Below are 19,119 nucleotides of genomic sequence, written 5' to 3'. Positions count from 1 at the left end.
TATGGGACTTTTTGTGTACACTTAAAAAGCTCTATAATCTCTACAGTGGTTTTACCCACTACAGAAATTATAGAGCCGGTATTTGCCATGGGGTCTATTTGTATGGCCCAGACTGCGAGTTTTTTTAAGTCGTCATGATTGACTTTGCTCTCTAGGAAGCGTAATCTAGACCTTAGTTAAAGGATTATAAGGAGGTCCCTCGATGATTGAAGTAACTTATTTAAATACCGCCAAGCAAGAAAAACACACTTCCTTTGAAGATTACAATGAATTTGTTAGGGCACAGCAAGCTTGTTGGATTGCCTTACCAGATTCAACGCCAGTCACTAAGGTGACGATAAACGGACATGATATTGGCTACAAAGGACAATATGGTGACCTTTACTTTTATATTATGAAGCTAGACTTGGCACAATATCAGTAATAATAGGAAAAAGAATCAGACATCGTGTTCTGATTCTTTTTCTTTGAGAAAGGTAATTTTTATAAATTAAGAATATTGCTAATTGACTGAAAATGACTTACAATAGAAAGGAAGAATTTATAGAAGGAGACACATATGAAAAACAAGCGTTTAATTTGGACTTTGGTTTTCTTAGCTATCTTGACGCTCGGTTCTATTGGTACAGATCTTTTCAAAAAAGAGCACCAAGATGCTAATAAGGTCGTCAAAGTAGGAATCCTCCAGTTCGTGACTCACGATGCCCTGGATCAAATCGAGAAGGGAATTGAGGATGGTCTTAAGGAAGCTGGTTATAAGGGAGACAAGGTTAAAATCACCCTCCTAAATGCCGAAGGAGACCAGTCTAAAATTCAAACCATGTCTAAACAATTGGTCAATGACAAGAATGATGTCGTTATCGGTATTGCAACGCCAGCAGCACAAGGACTAGCGGCAGCTACCAAGAATATTCCAGTCATTATGGGAGCTATCTCAGACCCTGTTGGGGCCAAATTGGTTAAGGACCTCAAGCATCCAGAAGGCAATGTCACTGGTACCTCTAACCAAGTGCCGATTAAGCAGACAGTGGAATTGGTCAAATCATTGACACCAAATGCTAAGACAATTGGTATTCTCTACGCTTCAAGCGAGGATAATTCCAAATCACAGGTTGAGAGCTTTAAGAAATTTGCTGAAAAAGATGGCCTAAATGTGGTCGAGTATGCCGTACCATCAACCAATGAAATCAATACAACTATGTCAGTCATGACTGGTAAGGTAGATGCTATCTGGACGCCTCAAGATAATACTATTGCCTCAGCCTTTTCAACAGTAATCTCATCAGCCAACCAAGCTAAGATTCCAGTTTATACGACTGTCGATACTATGGTGAAAGAGGGCGGTTTGGCCTCAGTTGCTCAAAGCCAATATGAACTTGGAAAAGCCACAGCTCGTAGTGCTGTTAAGGTTCTTAAAGGTAAGAAAGTTAAGGATGTCCCAGTAGATGTTATTGATGATGGTACTCCAACGCTCAACCTTAAAGTTGCTCAAGACCTCAACATCACCATCCCTGACGATGTGCTTAAACAGTCAGACATCGCTGTTAAAGCTGATAAATAAGGAGGACTTATGATTATTTCATCTATTTATCAGGGGCTTCTATACGGAATCCTAGGTCTTGGGATTTACATGACTTTCCGTATTTTGGATTTTCCTGATTTGACAACAGAAGGTTCCTTTCCTCTTGGTGGGGCAGTAGCAGTAACTCTTATGAACTTTGGTTGGAACCCAATCTTGGCGACCTTGGTTGCTGTTTTGGCCGGCTGTGGTGCTGGACTTGTAACTGGTCTCCTCTATACTAAGGGAGAAATTCCTACTATTTTGGCAGGGATTTTGGTCATGACTTCTCTTAACTCAGTCATGCTTATGATTATGGGAAGGGCCAACTTAGGACTTCTTGATATTAAGACTATTCAAGATTTACTTCCTTTCAGCAAGGACTACAACCTCTTGATTGTTGGTCTCATTGCTGTAACCATTGTTATCACTGCCTTGATTGCCTTTCTTAACACGCGCCTAGGACAAGCATATATTGCCACAGGTGATAATAGAGACATGGCCAAATCTTTTGGTATCAACACAGACAATATGGAAGTGATGGGTCTTGTTATCTCAAACGGTATCATTGCCCTCTCAGGAGCCTTGATTAGCCAACAGGACGGTTATGCCGATGTTTCTAAAGGTATTGGTGTTATCGTCATTGGTCTTGCCAGCATCATCATTGGTGAGGTCCTCTATGCGACTAACTTGACTCTGTTGGAACGTTTGATTGCCATCTGTATTGGTTCAATCCTCTATCAGTTCCTTTTGACAGCAGTTATCGCTCTTGGCTTTAACACGAACTACCTCAAACTCTTTAGTGCGATTGTTCTGGCCATTTGCTTGATCTCGCCTGTCCTACGCCGAAAATTCTTTAAGGGGGTGACCTTATCACGATGACAGCTATTGTAGAACTTAAAGATGCGACTGTTAAGGTTAATAATGGTTTTGATACCGAAAAAACCATCCTGGACCATGTCAATCTTACCATTAGAGAAGGTGATTTTATTACCATTCTTGGTGGAAATGGTGCCGGAAAATCAACCCTCTTCAATGTCATTGCAGGGACCCTCATGTTGACCAGTGGTCATATTTTCATCATGGGTGAGGATGTTACGGCTCTGCCTGCTGAGAAACGTGCCAAGTACCTCTCACGGGTCTTCCAAGATCCTAAAATGGGTACGGCTCCTCGTATGACGGTTGCAGAAAATCTTTTGATTGCCAAATACCGTGGTGAAAAACGAGGACTTAAATCACGCCAAATTCATCTCTACACAGAGGAATTTCAAGGTCTGATTGAACGCATCAGTAATGGTTTAGAAAAGCACTTAGATACACCAGCAGGTCTCCTTTCAGGTGGTCAGCGTCAGGCTCTCAGTCTGTTGATGGCGACACTTAAACGTCCTGAGCTCTTGCTCTTAGATGAGCACACCGCAGCCCTGGATCCTAAGACCAGTGTAGCTCTTATGGAGTTGACTGATGAGTTTGTAACAGGTGACCATCTAACAGCCTTGATGATTACCCACCACATGGAAGATGCCCTAAAATATGGCAATCGTCTAATCGTTATGAAGGACGGTCAAATCATTAAAGACCTTACCAAGGAAGAAAAAGGCCAATTGGATATCACAGACTATTACGCTATGTTTGAGTAAGCCTAGTCTGACTCTAAATTGTAAAATAAGCCAAAAAGTTGTATACTTAAAGGGTATGCAACTTTTTGTTGTGGCCTGTAAATCGACAAGGAGACTGTTCGCACGAACGTTCAGCTCCTTGGACCGTCTGTAAAAATAGGCTCTAGAAGAGAGTCAAACTAAAAAGGAGAAAAACAAGCATGAGCGATATTAAAATTATTGCCCTAGGTGGAGTACGTGAAAATGCTAAGAACCTCTATATTGTTGAGATTAACGACTCTATCTTTATCTTGGATGCTGGTCTAAAGTATCCTGAAAATGAACAACTAGGTGTTGACTTTGTCATCCCTAACTTAGATTACTTGATTGAAAATAGAGATCGTATCCAAGGGATTTTCTTAACTCACGGACACGCCGATGCCATTGGTGCCCTACCTTATATCTTGCAAGAAGTCAAAGCACCAGTTTTTGGATCATCACTCACAATCGAGTTGGCTAAACTTTTTGTCAAGAATGCTGGCGTTAAGAAATTCAATAACTTCCATGTTATTGACGCAGAAACTGAAATTGAATTTGAGGATGCTGAGGTTTCATTCTTCAAAACAACTCACTCTATTCCAGAATCAATGGGGATTGTTCTTGGCACTGACCAGGGCAATATTGTCTATACAGGTGACTTCAAGTTTGACCAAGCTGCCCGTCCTTACTACAAAACTGATTTAGGTCGTTTGGCTGAAATCGGACGTGAAGGTGTTTTGGCCCTCTTGTCAGACTCAGCAAATGCGACAAGTACGGAACAAACAGCTTCTGAAGCAGAAGTTGGCCAAGAAATTGACCAAGTAATTGCTGATGCAGAAGGACGTGTTATTGTTGCTGCAGTTGCCTCAAACTTGGTACGTATTCAACAAGTCTTTGATTCAGCTGCTGATCACGGACGTCGCGTTGTTCTTACTGGTTTTGACGTAGAAAATATTGTCCGCACAGCCATCCGTCTTAAAAAATTGACTGTGGAGCATGAAAAACTTATTGTTAAACCAAAAGACATGAACAAGTTCGAAGACCACGAGTTGATTATCCTCGAAAATGGTCGTATGGGTGAACCAATCGATGGCCTCCAAAAGATGGCTGTTGGTCGTCACCGTTACGTTCAAATTAAAGATGGAGATCTGGTTTATATCGTAACAACTCCAAGCATTGCTAAAGAAGCTGTAGTGGCACGTGTCAACAACGCTATCTATAAGGCTGGTGGAACTGTTAAGATGATTACGCAGAGCCTTCGTGTATCTGGACATGCCAATGCTCGTGAACTTCAATTGATGATTAACCTCCTTCGTCCACAGTATCTCTTCCCTGTCCAAGGTGAGTACCGTGACCTACAAGCCCATGCAGAGTTAGCCTTGGAAGTTGGTATTCTTCCAGAAAATATTTATATCGTTAAACGCGGTGATATCATGCACTTGTCTGAAGATCAAGGTTTCCTTCATGAAGGCGCTGTTCCAGCTGGTGATGTGATGATCGACGGTAATGCCATTGGTGATGTTGGGAATATCGTCCTTCGTGACCGTAAGGTCTTGTCTGAAGATGGTATCTTTATCGTAGCCATCACGGTTAACAAGAAGGAGCGCAAGATTGTTTCTAAGGCGCGTGTGAACACACGTGGATTCGTCTATGTTAAGAAGAGCCGTGACATTCTACGTGAGGCTGCTGACATTGTCAATGCTACCGTTGAAAATTACTTGGCAGGAGACAGCTTCGATTGGGGTGAACTTAAAGGGGCTGTCCGAGACGATGTAGCTAAGTTCCTCTTTGACCAAACTAAACGTCGCCCAGCGATTCTTCCGGTAGTCATGGAAGTACGTTAATCATTGATGTTACAATAAGGGTGTGAGCGTCTTGCTTGCATTCATCGAAATAGAGGTAAATCTCGACAAGATTTTCTTCTTAAAGCAGAAGCTGGGGCGTCCCAGCTTTTCTAACATTAAGAAAGGAAAATACAAATGGCTTTTTTTCAAATTGAATACTCATCAGATGTTCTAGGACAATACCGCCAAGTGGATGTCATCTATCCAGATCGCGATCAGATTGCTGAAAGGGAAAGTGATACGGATATCCCAGTTCTCTATCTCCTTCATGGCATGGGGGGCAATCATAATTCTTGGGCCTTCCGTACCAATATTCAGCGTCTCCTTCGTAAGACTAATCTCATTGTTATTATGCCTAACTCTGAAAATGGCTGGTATACAAATACCAATTACGGGGTTAAGTATTACGATGCCATTGCTAAGGAGCTTCCTCAAGTCATGCAACGTTTCTTCCCTAGTATGACTAAGAAGCGTGAAAAGACCTTTATCGCTGGACTTTCTATGGGTGGCTATGGTTCTTTCAAACTAGCCTTAACGACAAATAACTTTGCTTGTGCGGGTTCCTTCTCTGGTGCCCTTGGATTATCAGTAGAGATGATTACAGATGAAACGAGTGAGTCTAAGGAATACTGGCAAGGTGTCTTTGGCGATTTGGAAGGAAAAGACATTGAGCAGCACAAATTGGTTAACCTAGCCAAACAACATGACAAGAAAACCAAATTCTTTGCCTGGTGTGGCCTTGAGGATTTCCTTTTTGATTCTCAAGATAAGGCAGTAGCTGATTTGAAGGCCCTTGGTTTAGACATTGACTACAGCACAGACCATGGAAGACATGAGTGGTACTATTGGGAAAAACAACTAGAAGCCTACTTAGAATGGTTACCTATTGATTACGTTAAAGAAGAACGCTTGTCTTAATAGGTCAATTTTGTAACATCTTATCAAAGAGATGATAAAAGCTTAAAGTGGTATTTTTTGCTTGTCAGAACTATTAGAGCTTGATATACTAGGGGAAGTTTCGAAAAGGAGGCTCAATAATGAAAAAATTATTCAGAGTAATCTTCTATATTCCCAAACTTCTTTTACAATTTATTTGGAATCTTATTTGGGCTATATTTAAACTTGCCCTAGTCCTAGCCCTTATTGCTTATGGACTCGTCTACTATGCCAATAACTCTTCAAGTACCTTAGCCACAAACATTAATCAAGCCTTTCATCAAGTAGAACTAGGTTTTAGTGGTACCAGTACTAGTGACGTTGAGAAAGTTGTCTCTAACCTATCAACAACAGATACCATTCCAGAGTCTAATGGAGCTAGATGGGCGCAAAATACAGCTAGCATCTATATACAATCTACAGATGAAACCTTGGTAGCAGCTTATAAGGAAGCTATTACTAACTGGAATAACACGGGTGCTTTCATCTTTACATTAACTGATGATGCCTCAACGGCTGACATTGTTGCGACTGACTATTCCGATGCGAATTCACAGGCAGCAGGTTTAGCAGACACTCAAACCAATGTTTTGACCAATCGCATCACTCATGTAGATGTGAAGTTGAACCGTTATTTCCTTTTGAATAGTGACTTTGGTTATACTCACAAGCGTATTGTGAATACGGCTGAACACGAATTGGGACATGCCATTGGCTTAGACCATGATGACTCTAAGACATCCGTTATGCAATCAGCAGGATCTTATTACGGGATTCAACAGGTGGATATTGATACGGTCCATGCTCTCTATGCAAATTAAGGAGGAGTGTCATGCACTATTTGAAACGCCTTGCTAGACGTTACCCCATGCAAACCTTCCTTTTTCTTTTCAATGCTGGGGTATTTACTTGGTTGCAAACAACAGGAACCATGATTGCCAATCGTTTGGGCCTATCAGGTGATGGCATTTGGATTTATATTCCCAATTGGGTAAAAACTCTGACCAGTCATTCCATACAGAGTATTCAAACCCTATACGGGGCCTCTGGTTGGAGTTGGCTAATCGCCTCTATGCTTCTTACTTGGCTCTTGACTTTTCTGAGAGGTCTCATGAGAGCAGTGATTCTCATTCTGATAGTTGGTCTTGGCTTATGGCTAGTCTATCGACACTTTGAACTCTTACAAAATCTAAAACTGTCCTGATGGGCAGTTTTAAATTGAAATGAATTCTTCTTTTTAGACTTTTCTTAGGCGAGTACGGACGCTAGCGACTTCCTTCGGAATTCCATAGCTAAGTTTTGAGCCTAGTGTCTCAAAACTTCCGAGTGCCTAAAGTTATTTAACTTTAGGCACTTTTCTCATAGCGAAAAGTCTTGACTATAACTCGCTCTGAAATTATTAAAGGGACTATCTCATTTCATCTACAGAAAGTTCTATATGTTTAGATAGCCAAGTCACTTGTAAAAAGAATCTAAAACTGTCCTGATGGGCAGTTTTTTTGAGTTGTTAGGTCATTTATTTTCTGAAGAAATATGATATAATATAGCTAATTTATTATTTTGGAGGACATTATGGCTTTAGCAAAAATCGTTTATGCCAGTATGACCGGTAACACGGAAGAAATCGCAGATATCGTTGCCAAAAAATTGGAAGAATTGGGTCACACTGTAGATGTAGACGAGTGTACAACGGTTGATGCCGCTGATTTTGAAGATGCGGACATCTGTATCGTAGCGACTTACACTTATGGTGATGGTGAGTTGCCAGATGAAATCGTTGACTTTTACGAAGATTTGGCTGACCTCGACTTGTCAGGAAAAATCTTTGGTGTTGTAGGTTCAGGAGATACCTTCTACGATTATTTCTGTCATTCAGTGGATGAGTTCGAAAATCAATTCACATTCACAGGGGCGACTAAAGGTGCTGATAGCGTCAAGGTTGACCTTTCTGCTGAAGATGAAGATATCGAAAACCTCGAAGCTTTCGCTGAAAAAGTTTCAGAAGCATTAGCATAAGAAAAAAGCAGAGTAAAGTCTGCTTTTATTGTAGTCAAAAAAGGAGTTTTTATGAATGAAATAGAAAGAGATTTTAGGACGCAATCTCAACATCTCCTTTGGTCCGTTTGGCGAGGGCTTTTAGTGGGGGTGACAGCAGGAGCAGTAGTCAGTCTTTTTCGCTGGTTAATTGCCAAAGGGGCCGCATTTTCTGTAGCTATATACAAAGACGCCCTTCATAATCCACTTCTGATTTTGGGAATTGTCCTGGTTAATCTCTTGATTGCACTTTTTATTGGTTACCTTATTAAGCAGGAAAAAGACATCAAGGGCTCAGGAATTCCCCATGTTGAAGGAGAACTGATGGGACTCTTACATCCGTCTTGGTGGTCAGTATTATGGCGTAAGTTCCTAGGTGGAGTCCTTGGGATTTCAATGGGACTTATGCTGGGACGTGAGGGCCCTAGTATTCAACTTGGTGCTATGACTGCTAAGGGCTTAGCTGAGAGTCTTAAGCTCTCTGCACGTGAAAAGCGCTTCTTGATTGCTGCAGGAGCGGCAGCAGGGTTATCGGCTGCCTTTAATGCCCCGATTGCCGGTCTTTTGTTTGTCGTCGAAGAAGTCTATCATCATTTCTCGCGTCATGTTTGGGTGACAGCTTTAACGGCATCTTTAGTGGCTAATGCTGTTTCCTTACGGATCTTTGGTCAGGTTCCGGTTCTTGCTATGACAGAAAAATTACCCGTATTTCCTTTGAAAGATTATTGGATTCTTATTGTCTTGGGGATTTTTCTAGGTGTGCTTGGATACGGTTATGAGTGGGTTGTCTTACGTATTGGTAAGGTCTACCAAGGGTTAGGGAAAATCTTCCACTTGCCATCTCATTTTCATGGCCTTCTGGCAGTTCTGTTTATCATTCCTATAGGCCTCTATTTTCCATATCTTTTAGGTGGTGGGAATGAATTGATTCTTGCCCTAAATGGTTTACATCCTGCTCTAACTGTGGCCATTCTTTATTTGGCTATTCGCTTTATTTGGAGTATGTTGTCCTTTGGTTCAGGTTTTCCTGGTGGGATTTTCTTGCCGATTTTGACTTTAGGTGCTCTTTCTGGTAGCGTCTTTGCGGTAGCTTTTGAAAATCTAGGATTCTTACAAGTCAGTCAGTTCCCTATTTTTATCATTCTTGGTATGGCTGGTTATTTCGGTGCGGTATCTAAGGCACCGCTAACTGCTATGATTTTAGTGACTGAGATGGTGGGTGACCTTCACCAATTGATGACAATCGGAGTTGTGACCCTGATTGCCTATCTCGTCATGGATTTCATGGGAGGAGAACCCGTCTATGAAGTCATGCTTCACAATCTGATTGCCCACGAACCAAAACAAGTTGATAATATACCGACGATGATTGATTTACCAGTTACAGATAGTTTAGCTGGTCGATTGGTTAAGGATTTAACCTTACCTGACGGGGTTTTGATTTCCACTCAGATTTTTCAAGACCAGTCTGAGGTTGTTCATGGAGACACACGTCTAAAAGCAGGAGCAACCTTATATTTGGTTGTTAATGAAAGTAATATCAGTCAGGTAAGAAAACTCTTTTTATAAGCAATTCAATGGCTTGAGGCTCTTTTGTCCTCAGGTCATTTTTGTTATAATGAAGAGAAAAAAGGAGGTCAGTATGGACTTAAATGAGATTCGCCAACAGATTGACGCCGTTGATAATGAGATTGTGGCTTTGTTGGAAGAACGTATGAAATTGGTAACTCGAGTAAGTGCTTATAAACAACGCACCGGAAAGGCGATTTATGATCCCGAACGAGAGCAGGCCCTGTTAGACAAGGTAGGCGCTAGTGTCCTTAATCCCGAATATAAAGAAGCTATCGTCGCAAGTTTTGCGGATATTATGAAGCATTCACGTATTTATCAAGCAAGTAAGCTGGAAAAAAAGTAGGCATCTAGAATGAAAGTAAAACAATTAAGTGATAGTCAAGGTCTTTCTTACTTACATTTAGTAATGTTAAGTCTTTATGCAATCTTGTTAGGGGTGCTTGTTGGGCTGATTGATGCTATTTTTGGGCGCGTGCTGATAGGACTCTCGGAATTTCGTGACCACCATCTCTTTTATCTAGTTCCGGCACTTCCTTTAGCAGGTCTTTTGATAGTTTACCTTTATCAAAAGTTTGCGGGTAAGGCAGCACAGGGAATGGGCTTGATTTTCAAGGTTGGACATAATGAGGAGGATCAAGTCCCCCTAAGGTTAATTCCACTGGTGACTGTAACCACATGGCTGACCCACCTTTTCGGGGGATCTGCAGGTCGTGAGGGAGTTGCTGTACAACTGGGGGCCACAGTTTCTCATGCTTTTAGTCGCTATTTTAAGCTTCCTAATGCTTCACGTATTTTCTTGACCATGGGTATGGCAGCTGGTTTTGGAGGACTCTTCCAAACACCAATCGCCGCGACCTTCTTTGCTCTTGAGGTCTTGACCCTAGGACAGTTAAGTCTGCCAATCTTGGTACCGACTCTTATTGCATCTTTTATGGCTAGTACGACAAGCCATCTCTTAGGTCTTGAAAAATTTAGCCACTTTGTATCTGAATGTTTGACTATTGACCTTGAGACATTCGTCAAATTAGCTCTTTTAGGTCTGGCCTTTGGTCTAGCGGGAAATCTCTTTGCTTATCTCTTGTCACTAGCTAAAAAGAAAGTAGCAAGTCTGCTCCCAAATCCTTATTATCGTGTTCTCTTAGGAAGTGTCGTCTTAACCTGTCTTCTTCTGATTTTGTGGAAGGGACGCTATACTGGTCTTGGAACGAATTTGATTGCTTTAAGTGTTGATGGTGGGATCATTTATCCATTGGATTGGCTCTTGAAATTGCTCTTGACCGTCTTTACCCTATCTCTTGGTTTCCAAGGAGGAGAAGTAACTCCTTTGTTTGCTATCGGAGCCAGTCTTGGTGCTGTTCTAGCACCAGTTCTAGGACTTCCAATTCCACTTGTAGCAGGTCTTGGCTATCTGTCTGTCTTTGGTAGCAGTACCAATACCCTTTTAGCACCTATTTTCATTGGCGTTGAAGTCTTTGGTCCCGCTAATGCAGTCCCTTACGCGATTGTCATGGCTTTTGCTTATCTCATCAATCATAAGACGAGCATATATGGACAACAAAAAATGCTAGAAATGCAATAAGATACTAGACATCCTGATAATTTTTTGATAAGATACTAAGAGTGTGTAATGGACACACAAAAATAACGGCTAATCCGCTGAGACACAGAGGTTGCTCTTAAGATTAGTAAGATAGGAGTATATAAAAATGAATCCATTGATCCAAAGTTTGACAGAAGGTCAACTTCGTACTGACATCCCATCATTCCGTCCTGGTGACACTGTTCGCGTTCACGCGAAAGTTGTCGAAGGAACTCGCGAACGTATCCAGATCTTTGAAGGTGTAGTTATTTCACGCAAAGGTCAAGGGATCTCAGAAATGTACACAGTTCGTAAAATTTCAAGCGGTATCGGTGTAGAACGTACTTTCCCAATCCACACTCCACGTGTTGAAAAGATTGAAGTTGTACGCTACGGTAAAGTCCGCCGTGCTAAACTTTACTACTTGCGTGCTTTGCAAGGTAAAGCTGCACGTATCAAAGAAATCCGTAAATAATTTACAGATTTCACATAAAAAATCTGTCCTCGTGGCAGATTTTTTCATAAGTCCTCTTAGTTAAATGGATATAACAACTCCCTCCTAAGGAGTCGTTGCTGGTTCGATTCCGGCAGGGGACATTTTTAAGCCTTTAACCATGCGGGTTTAAGCTATTCTGCCCCAAATTTAAGCCAAATGTATTTGACACCTATTGAATTATAGGTGTTTTTTTGATAAGCAAAAACCCTAGTCAGGATTAGTCCTAACTAGGGTTGAAAATAGAATACTGGTGATGATAAGTATTCTGTTATCTCATTAATTGGAATTGGCAGTTGTGTCTGTGCTTGATGAAGCTTGTGGGTACTCGTAAGGATTGTTATCAACGTCGTTAATCCACTCATTGCTCTGATCAGTTGAGCTTGAGTGATTGCTTCCTCCACCAGCACCTGCGGCGAAGGCTGCATCGTGACCTCCACCGCCTCCTCCGTTAGTGGCATAGGAGCCATCTTCTGGTCCGCCCCAACCTCGTCCGCCTTCAGTAGGCTTGGACTTTTCTTGATTTCCATCTTGATGAGGTGTTTGGTTGTTTTGTTTTTGATTTGCTCCTTGAGCAGAAGGAGATGCTTGATGCTTATTTTCGTCCTTAGCCTCCTTCTTATGATCTTCCGTCGAAGTAGCAGTTGAAGATTTAGTATTCTCTTTTTTATGAGATGAGCTACTTTTTGATGAAAGGCTGTGAGAGATGTGATGCGTTTTTGCTGTTGGCTTTACAGGTTCTTTTAAATGTTTTGATAAATAACCGAAGAGAAAGAAGAAAGCTAGCAAAGAAAAGGTGATGATATTATATTTTTTTCTTTTCAAATTTGGCTCCGTTCCTAGTCATAGATGAAGAGTTAAAAATAACAGTAAAAAACCAGGTTTCCCTGGTTCTCATTATTAGCGGCTTACACGACGGCGAGCTGCTTTTTTACGGTTTTCTTCGATGAAAGCCAATTTCTTTTCTTCTGGTTCGATAATGGTTTTCTTAACTGCGAAGACAGCACCTGCTACAGTAGCAGCAGTTCCGATAACGCCAGTAGCGACACCTTTAGCGAATGAATGTTTTTTAGCCATGAGACTATCCTCCGTATATGTTATAATATGCTTATATTATCTAAAAAAATATCTAGAATAGCAAGTGAAAACATTATGAAAACCAAACTTATTGTAGTAGCTGGTCCTACTGCTGTGGGAAAAACAGCGCTTGGAATTGAATTGGCCAAGCGTTTTAATGGCGAAATTATTTCAGGAGATAGCCAGCAGGTTTACCGACAATTGAATATAGGAACCGCCAAGGCCACTCCTGAAGAGCAGGCAGCAGCAGTACATCATCTGATTGATGTTCGCAATGTTGATGAGTCCTATTCAGCTTATGATTTTGTGACAGAGGCAGAGGTTGCCATTACAGATATAGTTAGTCGTGGCAAGTTACCTATTGTAGTAGGAGGAACAGGTCTCTATTTACAAAGTCTCCTAGAAGGGTATCACCTAGGGGGGCAGGTAGATCAGGAGCAGGTCTTAGCCTATCGCACAGAATTAGAGCAATTATCTGATCAGGAACTTTTTGAAAAAATTGATCGCTTAGGTATTGAGATTAAAGAGATTAACCGTCGTCGTGCTATCAGAGCACTTGAGCTTCATCGTTTTTCGAAGAATCTTGAAAATACTGAGACGACTTATGATCCCTTTCTTATCGGATTAGATGATGAACGCTCCTTAATCTATAATCGAATTAATACACGAGTAGACAAGATGGTTGAACTTGGGCTCTTGGAAGAAGCCAAGTGGTTGTACGATAATTATCCTAATGCCCAGTCAGCTCGTGGTATAGGCTACAAGGAGTTGTTTCCTTATTTTTCTGGGAACCAGAGCTTGGACGAAGCCTTGGAAAAACTCAAGCAAAATACGCGTCGATTTGCTAAACGGCAATTAACTTGGTTCAGAAATCGAATGACTGTTAAGTTTTATCAGATTTCTAGTCCAGAATATCCTGAAAATGTCGTTCAAGATTTTGAATTATTTTTAAATGAAAGGGAAGGAGAAAAGGTAGGTCAATCTTAGTTTTAAGAACCAATCTTTGCTATAATGGTAGTTATGACTAACGAAGAAAAAAAATCAGCCTATGAATTAATGCTAGCACAGGCTAAAGTGCTTTTTGCCAATGAAAACAATGCTCTGGCCAACTTTTCTAATGCCTCAGCTCTCTTGAATACAACCCTGCCAAATTCTGTGTTCACAGGCTTCTACCTGATGGATAATGTCAAGAATGAGTTAATCCTTGGCCCTTTCCAAGGTAATGTTTCTTGTGTTCGAATTGCCTTAGGTAAGGGTGTTTGTGGTCAGTCTGCAGCAGAAAATAGAACCCTAATTGTCGAAGATGTCACCAAACACGCTAATTACATCGCTTGTGATTCCGCTGCTCGAAGTGAAATTGTTGTACCAATGGTCAAAGATGGCAAATTAGTTGGTGTTCTCGATTTGGATTCTCACCAAGTAGGAGACTATAACCAAGTAGACCAAGATTATCTTGAAGCATTTGTCAAAATTTTACTTGAGAAAACCGAGCTTACATTTGGAATGTTTGAGGTAAACTAATGTATCAAGCCTTATATCGTAAATACCGTAGTCAGACCTTTGGCGAAATGGTTGGTCAAAAAGTGATTTCAACCACGCTCAGACAGGCGGTAGAGTCAGGGAAAATCAGTCATGCCTATCTCTTTTCTGGGCCACGTGGTACCGGTAAAACCAGTGCTGCAAAAATCTTTGCCAAGGCTATGAACTGTCCTAATCAAGTTGATGGTGAGCCTTGTAATTACTGCGATATTTGTCGCGATATTACAAACGGAAGTCTTGAAGATGTTATCGAGATTGATGCGGCATCCAATAATGGTGTTGATGAGATTCGTGAAATTCGTGACAAATCGACCTATGCCCCAAGTCGTGCGACTTACAAGGTCTATATTATTGACGAAGTTCACATGCTCTCGACAGGTGCTTTCAATGCTCTTTTGAAGACTTTGGAAGAACCAACTGAAAATGTGGTCTTTATCCTAGCGACCACTGAATTACATAAGATTCCAGCAACTATCCTTTCTCGTGTCCAACGCTTTGAGTTTAAATCGATCAAACAGGGAGCTATTAAAGAGCACTTAGCTTCAATTCTGGAAAAAGAAGGACTGACCTTTGATGATGAGGCTTTGACTATTATTGCTCGTCGTGCAGAAGGTGGTATGCGTGATGCGTTGTCAATCTTAGACCAAGCACTGAGTCTGTCTCCTGACAATCATGTCAGCCAAGCCGTAGCTGAAGAAATCACTGGTTCTATTGGTTTGACAGCCTTGGATAGTTTCGTCGCTAACGTTCGTAATCAAGATACTACGCAAGCTTTATCAAATCTCGAAACTCTCTTTGATAATGGTAAGTCTATGACCCGTTTTGCGACTGATCTCTTGGAGTATTTCCGTGATCTTTTGATTGTCAAAGCAGGTGGAGAGAACAGTCACCATAGTCCCCTTTTTGAAGAGAATCTTTCTCTGGGCCAAGACCGACTTTTCCAAATGATTGATTTGGTTACAAGTGCCTTACCAGAAATTAAAACTGGAACACATCCTAAAATCTATGCGGAGATGCTGACTATAAAATTGTCAGAAACCCATAGTCAGATGTCACAAGAAATTCCAGGAAATTTACAAGAAGAGTTAGATAGTCTTCGTCGCGAAGTAGAAGGCCTACGTAAAGCTCTTAAAGAGGGCAAAGTCCAAGGAGAAGTAGCACCAACTCGAAAAGCCAAACCTGCTTATCAGTATAAGGTGGATCGTGAAAAAATTCTCACTATTATGCGTGAAACCATGGAAAATCCGCAGAAATCACGCCAATGTCTGGATGCCCTAAAGGCAACTTGGCCTGAAATCTTGGATTCTATTAGCCCACAAAATAGGGCCCTTTTGAATGGATCTGAGCCTGTATTAGCCAATCAGGAAAATGCCATCCTGGCTTTTAATGCTGCCTTTAATGCTGAACAGGTCATGAAACGCAGTGATCTCAATGATATGTTTGGCAATATCATGAGTTCAGCTGCCGGTTTCTCACCCAATATTATGGCTGTTCCAAAAGCAGAATTTGAAAAACTCCGAACAGAATTTGCACGAAGCCTCAAATCCAAAGAAGAATTGGAAAAAGAAGATCGTGAAGAGTATATCCCGCAAGAACTTGAATTTCTCTCTGATGTTGTAGAAATAGAGGACTAAAAAGGTCCAGTGGACCTTTTTAGGTCCGAGCCTAGAAATAGAAAAGCGAGGAGATTCAGTGTAATTTGATAGATTTCTGAATCTGATATTTGGAAGGTTTATCCTTGTAAAAATGAAAAGAGCCTAGACTGCTTGTCCTAGGCTCTATCTATTGATATAATAATCTTATGATTCAACAAATTTTGTTTATTACGCTTGAAACTATTTTTGAAACGGTTTGTTTTAATTACAGTTTACAGCACGGCTATTACTTTTTTACAGCCTTTTTTGGTTATTTACTGTTTCGTCGTCTTTGGACAACCTATGTTGTTTCACGCATTGCGCGTGCAGCCGACAAGTCTACCAAGAAGTAAGACTTACTTCGCCAGCGGTCAACCATTTTTCCTGGCCATCATCAGTAAGAACGAGAAGTTGGCCCTTATCACCAATTTCCTTGGCAATACCAGTATAAGTCCTTCCAGCTTGTTCAAAGGTCACTTGTTTGTCTAAAACGAGGGACTTTTCTTTATAAACTTTGACCAAATCGCTAGTCGGAATGGTTAAAAAGAGTTTCCAAATTTCTGAAATGAGCTGGTTTCGAGTGATGCTTGGTTTTTTAGAAGTAAAAAGACTAGTAGCTTTATTAGCTAACTCTTCAGGAAAATCACTGATTGAGAAGTTAAGCCCAACCCCGATAATGACATCTGTGATGCGACCAGATTCGATAGAACTAATGGCTTCGGTAAGGATACCAGCCATTTTTTTGTTGTTGAGGTAGATGTCATTAACCCATTTGATTTCTGTATTGATGCCAGTTAGACGCTGGATAGCTTTGACAATAGCAGCTGCCGCCATCATCGTATAAGGTGGTAACTCCTCAAAATGACAGTTGGGCTTTAAGTGGATACTCATGTAGATACCACCTTGTGGACTGGCAAAGAAGTGACGTTCAAATCGTCCTTTGGCTGCTTTTTGACTTGATGCCAGGTATAGAGCAGGTGTTGGATTATTCTTTTCCATGCCATGTTTAGCATCTAGTTGGGTAGAGTTAGAATCTGGATTAAAGTAGACTGGAATGTTGAGTTGCTTAGAGATGTCTTGAGGAAGAAGAATATCTCCCTTTTCTAAATAGTAGCCTTTCTTCCGTACACTTGTAATGTCAATTCCTTGTTCTTGTAGTGTTTGGATTGCCTTCCAAATGGCTGTCCGTGAGACACCAAGGCTTTTTGCCAAACTCTCTCCCGTCACAAAGTCAGGACTCTTCGATAAGATGTCATAAACGTGTTCATAAGTTTTCATATCCTAAGTATAATACAAAAGATGGTAAAATGCTCACTATAAATTATTGATAAAGCTTGATAATAAATAACTATATGACTAGACTGAAAAAACATGATATAATGGAAGGTAGTTATTAAGTCCCGATAAGGCAACAGTCATCCTAGGGTTGGCTGTTGGTTCTTTGTAACTTTTTAACGGCGTCTAGCTCTATTAGGAGTATAGCGTTTTACCTATTAGGAGACGGTCAAATCTGTTTTATCTAATACTATTTTTCATATTAAAAGGGGGACATTTTATATGTCAGAACGTAAACTTTTCACGTCTGAATCTGTATCTGAGGGGCATCCAGATAAAATTGCAGACCAAATTTCAGATGCCATTCTTGATGCGATTTTAGCAGAGGATCCAGATGCACACGTTGCAGCAGAAACAGCTGTCTACACTGGTTCTGTCCACGTTTTCGGTGAAGTTTCTACAACAGCTTATGTGGACATTAACCGTGTGGTTCGTGATACTATCGCTGAAATTGGTTATAACAATGCAGAATACGGCTTTGCAGCAGAATCTGTTGGGGTTCACCCATCATTGATCGAACAATCTCCAGATATTGCTCAAGGTGTCAATGAATCACTTGAAGTTCGTGGAACTGGTGACCAAGACCCACTTGATCTTATCGGAGCTGGTGACCAAGGTTTGATGTTTGGTTTTGCTATTGATGAAACTCCAGAGTTTATGCCACTTCCAGTTAGCCTTTCACATAAATTGGTTAAAAAATTGGCAGATTTGCGTAAATCTGGTGAGATTTCATACCTTCGTCCGGATGCTAAATCTCAGGTTACTGTTGAGTATGATGAGAATGACCAACCAGTACGTGTTGATACAGTCGTTATCTCAACGCAACACGATCCTGAAGCAACTAACGATCAAATTCGTCAAGACGTCATTGAAAAAGTCATTAAAGCAGTTATTCCAGCCGAATACTTGGATGACGAGACAAAATTCTTTATCAACCCAACAGGTCGTTTTGTTATTGGAGGACCTCAAGGGGACTCTGGTTTGACTGGTCGTAAGATTATTGTTGATACTTATGGTGGTTACTCAAGACACGGTGGTGGTGCCTTCTCAGGTAAGGATGCTACTAAGGTTGACCGTTCAGCTTCATATGCCGCTCGCTATATTGCTAAAAACATCGTAGCTGCTGGTCTTGCTAAGAAAGCAGAAGTACAATTGGCTTATGCTATTGGTGTTGCTAATCCTGTGTCTGTCCGTGTTGATACCTTCGGAACGGCGACAGTTGCTGAAAGCAAACTTGAAGCTGCTGTCCGTGATCTCTTTGACTTGCGTCCTGCAGGTATCATTCAAATGCTTGATCTTAAACGTCCTATCTACCGTCAAACAGCAGCCTATGGTCACATGGGACGTACTGACATCGATCTTCCATGGGAAAAATTGGATAAGGTAGATGCCCTCAAAGCAGCTGTAGGAGATTAAAAATATTTAATATAACTTTCAATTTAATAATATCAAAACAACAGAATTTAATTTTTTTGAATTCTGTTTTTTATTTTGAAAATGAATAATATGAATTTTCTGACTTCAGACACATGTAAACCCAAAGGATTGAGTAATTAAAGGGTAAAAACGACTAGCTAAAAATAAATTCTTTAGGTGAAAAACTTTGAAAGGAGTTGAAAAATAAGAAAAAATTGCTATAATAAGAGTGACGATGTAAATATGAAACTAGAGTCATTTTAGATTGATAGAGTAAGAAGAAATACCTTTAAATAAGGTCTAACAGGTGTTAGATAATCTAAAGTGATCTGGTTAGTTTGTGATTTCTTGGGGAAGCTAATCAACATAACAAGATATTTAATTAGTCAATTTAATCTATTCTTTAATAATATTAATTTTACTTAATGTTTATTTAGGATAATCTTGTTCTTTCTTATGTTTTTTGAA

At 40.6% G+C, this 19,119-nt stretch carries 21 protein-coding genes and 1 tRNA gene; 19 read left to right on the top strand and 3 right to left on the bottom strand.

Features of this window, described 5'->3' with window-relative positions; translation table 11 throughout:
* The first annotated feature begins 202 nt into the window (after positions 1 to 202).
* From H7U04_RS09460 to H7U04_RS09395, 14 genes are all read left to right on the top strand, one after another.
* Positions 203 to 424 carry a DUF4649 family protein gene (locus H7U04_RS09460; RefSeq protein WP_002890796.1) on the top strand — a complete coding sequence of 74 codons (222 nt, stop codon included), beginning with the start codon at positions 203 to 205 and terminating at the stop codon, positions 422 to 424.
* 135 nt (positions 425 to 559) lie between these two features.
* Positions 560 to 1,561 carry a tryptophan ABC transporter substrate-binding protein gene (gene trpX / locus H7U04_RS09455; RefSeq protein ID WP_002890797.1) on the top strand — a complete coding sequence of 334 codons (1,002 nt, stop codon included), beginning with the start codon at positions 560 to 562 and terminating at the stop codon, positions 1,559 to 1,561.
* 9 nt (positions 1,562 to 1,570) lie between these two features.
* Positions 1,571 to 2,440 carry an ABC transporter permease gene (locus tag H7U04_RS09450; protein WP_002883493.1) on the top strand — a complete coding sequence of 290 codons (870 nt, stop codon included), beginning with the start codon at positions 1,571 to 1,573 and terminating at the stop codon, positions 2,438 to 2,440.
* Entirely contained in the window at positions 2,437 to 3,195 is a 759-nt protein-coding gene (locus tag H7U04_RS09445; RefSeq protein ID WP_037600160.1) for an ABC transporter ATP-binding protein, read from the top strand. The genes H7U04_RS09450 and H7U04_RS09445 overlap by 4 nt, the downstream gene beginning before the upstream one ends.
* Before the next feature lie 179 nt (positions 3,196 to 3,374).
* Complete coding sequence (locus H7U04_RS09440; protein ID WP_002883527.1) at positions 3,375 to 5,036, top strand: ribonuclease J; 1,662 nt, start codon at positions 3,375 to 3,377, stop codon at positions 5,034 to 5,036.
* Between the two features lie 135 nt (positions 5,037 to 5,171).
* Positions 5,172 to 5,954, top strand: a complete 783-nt coding sequence (locus H7U04_RS09435; RefSeq protein WP_073687280.1) for an alpha/beta hydrolase — start codon at positions 5,172 to 5,174, stop codon at positions 5,952 to 5,954.
* 119 nt (positions 5,955 to 6,073) lie between these two features.
* Positions 6,074 to 6,793: a matrixin family metalloprotease gene (locus tag H7U04_RS09430; RefSeq protein WP_002883497.1), complete on the top strand. Its 720-nt coding sequence runs from the start codon at positions 6,074 to 6,076 to the stop codon at positions 6,791 to 6,793.
* 11 nt (positions 6,794 to 6,804) lie between these two features.
* A complete protein-coding gene (locus H7U04_RS09425) occupies positions 6,805 to 7,176 on the top strand; it encodes a hypothetical protein (RefSeq protein ID WP_073687279.1) in 372 nt (123 codons plus the stop codon).
* A gap of 368 nt (positions 7,177 to 7,544) precedes the next feature.
* Positions 7,545 to 7,988 carry a flavodoxin gene (locus H7U04_RS09420; protein ID WP_002883520.1) on the top strand — a complete coding sequence of 148 codons (444 nt, stop codon included), beginning with the start codon at positions 7,545 to 7,547 and terminating at the stop codon, positions 7,986 to 7,988.
* 51 nt (positions 7,989 to 8,039) lie between these two features.
* Positions 8,040 to 9,575, top strand: coding sequence for a ClC family H(+)/Cl(-) exchange transporter (locus tag H7U04_RS09415; protein WP_110981193.1), 1,536 nt, complete (start codon positions 8,040 to 8,042; stop codon positions 9,573 to 9,575).
* A 73-nt stretch (positions 9,576 to 9,648) separates the two neighbouring features.
* On the top strand, positions 9,649 to 9,921 hold the full coding sequence (locus tag H7U04_RS09410; protein WP_110981194.1) for a chorismate mutase: 273 nt from the start codon (positions 9,649 to 9,651) through the stop codon (positions 9,919 to 9,921).
* A 9-nt stretch (positions 9,922 to 9,930) separates the two neighbouring features.
* A complete protein-coding gene (locus H7U04_RS09405) occupies positions 9,931 to 11,157 on the top strand; it encodes a voltage-gated chloride channel family protein (protein WP_110981195.1) in 1,227 nt (408 codons plus the stop codon).
* 127 nt (positions 11,158 to 11,284) lie between these two features.
* Positions 11,285 to 11,632, top strand: a complete 348-nt coding sequence (gene rplS / locus H7U04_RS09400; RefSeq protein ID WP_002883489.1) for a 50S ribosomal protein L19 — start codon at positions 11,285 to 11,287, stop codon at positions 11,630 to 11,632.
* Between the two features lie 50 nt (positions 11,633 to 11,682).
* Positions 11,683 to 11,754 (top strand) — tRNA-Arg (locus tag H7U04_RS09395).
* A gap of 175 nt (positions 11,755 to 11,929) precedes the next feature.
* Here the strand turns inward: H7U04_RS09395 and H7U04_RS09390 are convergent.
* On the bottom strand, positions 11,930 to 12,475 hold the full coding sequence (locus H7U04_RS09390; RefSeq protein ID WP_073686997.1) for a hypothetical protein: 546 nt from the start codon (positions 12,473 to 12,475) through the stop codon (positions 11,930 to 11,932).
* Positions 12,476 to 12,550: 75 nt separating this feature from the next.
* Positions 12,551 to 12,727, bottom strand: coding sequence for a DUF3042 family protein (locus H7U04_RS09385; protein ID WP_002883513.1), 177 nt, complete (start codon positions 12,725 to 12,727; stop codon positions 12,551 to 12,553).
* Between the two features lie 75 nt (positions 12,728 to 12,802).
* Here H7U04_RS09385 and miaA point away from each other — a divergent pair, with 75 nt between their 5' ends.
* The 4 genes from miaA (at position 12,803) to H7U04_RS09365 (ending at position 16,253) form a co-directional block, all read left to right on the top strand.
* Positions 12,803 to 13,714 carry a tRNA (adenosine(37)-N6)-dimethylallyltransferase MiaA gene (miaA, locus tag H7U04_RS09380; protein WP_201059704.1) on the top strand — a complete coding sequence of 304 codons (912 nt, stop codon included), beginning with the start codon at positions 12,803 to 12,805 and terminating at the stop codon, positions 13,712 to 13,714.
* 33 nt (positions 13,715 to 13,747) lie between these two features.
* Positions 13,748 to 14,248 (top strand): GAF domain-containing protein, encoded by a 501-nt coding sequence (locus H7U04_RS09375; RefSeq protein WP_282185667.1) that lies wholly within the window; start codon positions 13,748 to 13,750, stop codon positions 14,246 to 14,248.
* Positions 14,248 to 15,900 (top strand): DNA polymerase III subunit gamma/tau, encoded by a 1,653-nt coding sequence (dnaX, locus tag H7U04_RS09370; RefSeq protein ID WP_107372996.1) that lies wholly within the window; start codon positions 14,248 to 14,250, stop codon positions 15,898 to 15,900. The genes H7U04_RS09375 and dnaX overlap by 1 nt, the downstream gene beginning before the upstream one ends.
* A gap of 167 nt (positions 15,901 to 16,067) precedes the next feature.
* Positions 16,068 to 16,253, top strand: coding sequence for a DUF3272 family protein (locus H7U04_RS09365; protein WP_002883500.1), 186 nt, complete (start codon positions 16,068 to 16,070; stop codon positions 16,251 to 16,253).
* On the opposite strand, the gene birA is transcribed toward H7U04_RS09365, so the two are convergent.
* Complete coding sequence (gene birA / locus H7U04_RS09360) at positions 16,240 to 17,178, bottom strand: bifunctional biotin--[acetyl-CoA-carboxylase] ligase/biotin operon repressor BirA (protein ID WP_110981196.1); 939 nt, start codon at positions 17,176 to 17,178, stop codon at positions 16,240 to 16,242. The two genes, H7U04_RS09365 and birA, sit on opposite strands and share 14 nt — an antisense overlap.
* Before the next feature lie 279 nt (positions 17,179 to 17,457).
* Here birA and metK point away from each other — a divergent pair, with 279 nt between their 5' ends.
* Complete coding sequence (metK, locus tag H7U04_RS09355) at positions 17,458 to 18,651, top strand: methionine adenosyltransferase (RefSeq protein WP_037601155.1); 1,194 nt, start codon at positions 17,458 to 17,460, stop codon at positions 18,649 to 18,651.
* Positions 18,652 to 19,119: the final 468 nt, after the last annotated feature.

The organism is Streptococcus sp. 22.1, assembly GCF_016648645.1.
In the GTDB taxonomy this organism is placed as follows: Bacteria; Bacillota; Bacilli; order Lactobacillales; family Streptococcaceae; genus Streptococcus.
The sequence above is the reverse complement of the archived record's forward strand: the minus strand, read 5'-3'. Positions and strand labels throughout refer to the sequence as shown.

Excerpts from the sequence above, each read along its gene's own strand:
- H7U04_RS09415 (WP_110981193.1), top strand. The coding sequence starts at position 8,040 with ATGAATGAAATAGAAAGAGATTTTAGGACGCAATCTCAACATCTCCTT.
- dnaX (WP_107372996.1), top strand. The coding sequence starts at position 14,248 with ATGTATCAAGCCTTATATCGTAAATACCGTAGTCAGACCTTTGGCGAA.
- miaA (WP_201059704.1), top strand. The coding sequence starts at position 12,803 with ATGAAAACCAAACTTATTGTAGTAGCTGGTCCTACTGCTGTGGGAAAA.
- H7U04_RS09445 (WP_037600160.1), top strand. The coding sequence starts at position 2,437 with ATGACAGCTATTGTAGAACTTAAAGATGCGACTGTTAAGGTTAATAAT.
- H7U04_RS09420 (WP_002883520.1), top strand. The coding sequence starts at position 7,545 with ATGGCTTTAGCAAAAATCGTTTATGCCAGTATGACCGGTAACACGGAA.
- H7U04_RS09430 (WP_002883497.1), top strand. The coding sequence starts at position 6,074 with ATGAAAAAATTATTCAGAGTAATCTTCTATATTCCCAAACTTCTTTTA.
- birA (WP_110981196.1), bottom strand. The coding sequence starts at position 17,178 with ATGAAAACTTATGAACACGTTTATGACATCTTATCGAAGAGTCCTGAC.
- H7U04_RS09440 (WP_002883527.1), top strand. The coding sequence starts at position 3,375 with ATGAGCGATATTAAAATTATTGCCCTAGGTGGAGTACGTGAAAATGCT.
- H7U04_RS09425 (WP_073687279.1), top strand. The coding sequence starts at position 6,805 with ATGCACTATTTGAAACGCCTTGCTAGACGTTACCCCATGCAAACCTTC.
- metK (WP_037601155.1), top strand. The coding sequence starts at position 17,458 with ATGTCAGAACGTAAACTTTTCACGTCTGAATCTGTATCTGAGGGGCAT.
- rplS (WP_002883489.1), top strand. The coding sequence starts at position 11,285 with ATGAATCCATTGATCCAAAGTTTGACAGAAGGTCAACTTCGTACTGAC.
- H7U04_RS09385 (WP_002883513.1), bottom strand. The coding sequence starts at position 12,727 with ATGGCTAAAAAACATTCATTCGCTAAAGGTGTCGCTACTGGCGTTATC.
- H7U04_RS09435 (WP_073687280.1), top strand. The coding sequence starts at position 5,172 with ATGGCTTTTTTTCAAATTGAATACTCATCAGATGTTCTAGGACAATAC.
- H7U04_RS09460 (WP_002890796.1), top strand. The coding sequence starts at position 203 with ATGATTGAAGTAACTTATTTAAATACCGCCAAGCAAGAAAAACACACT.
- trpX (WP_002890797.1), top strand. The coding sequence starts at position 560 with ATGAAAAACAAGCGTTTAATTTGGACTTTGGTTTTCTTAGCTATCTTG.
- H7U04_RS09410 (WP_110981194.1), top strand. The coding sequence starts at position 9,649 with ATGGACTTAAATGAGATTCGCCAACAGATTGACGCCGTTGATAATGAG.
- H7U04_RS09405 (WP_110981195.1), top strand. The coding sequence starts at position 9,931 with ATGAAAGTAAAACAATTAAGTGATAGTCAAGGTCTTTCTTACTTACAT.
- H7U04_RS09375 (WP_282185667.1), top strand. The coding sequence starts at position 13,748 with ATGACTAACGAAGAAAAAAAATCAGCCTATGAATTAATGCTAGCACAG.
- H7U04_RS09450 (WP_002883493.1), top strand. The coding sequence starts at position 1,571 with ATGATTATTTCATCTATTTATCAGGGGCTTCTATACGGAATCCTAGGT.
- H7U04_RS09365 (WP_002883500.1), top strand. The coding sequence starts at position 16,068 with ATGATTCAACAAATTTTGTTTATTACGCTTGAAACTATTTTTGAAACG.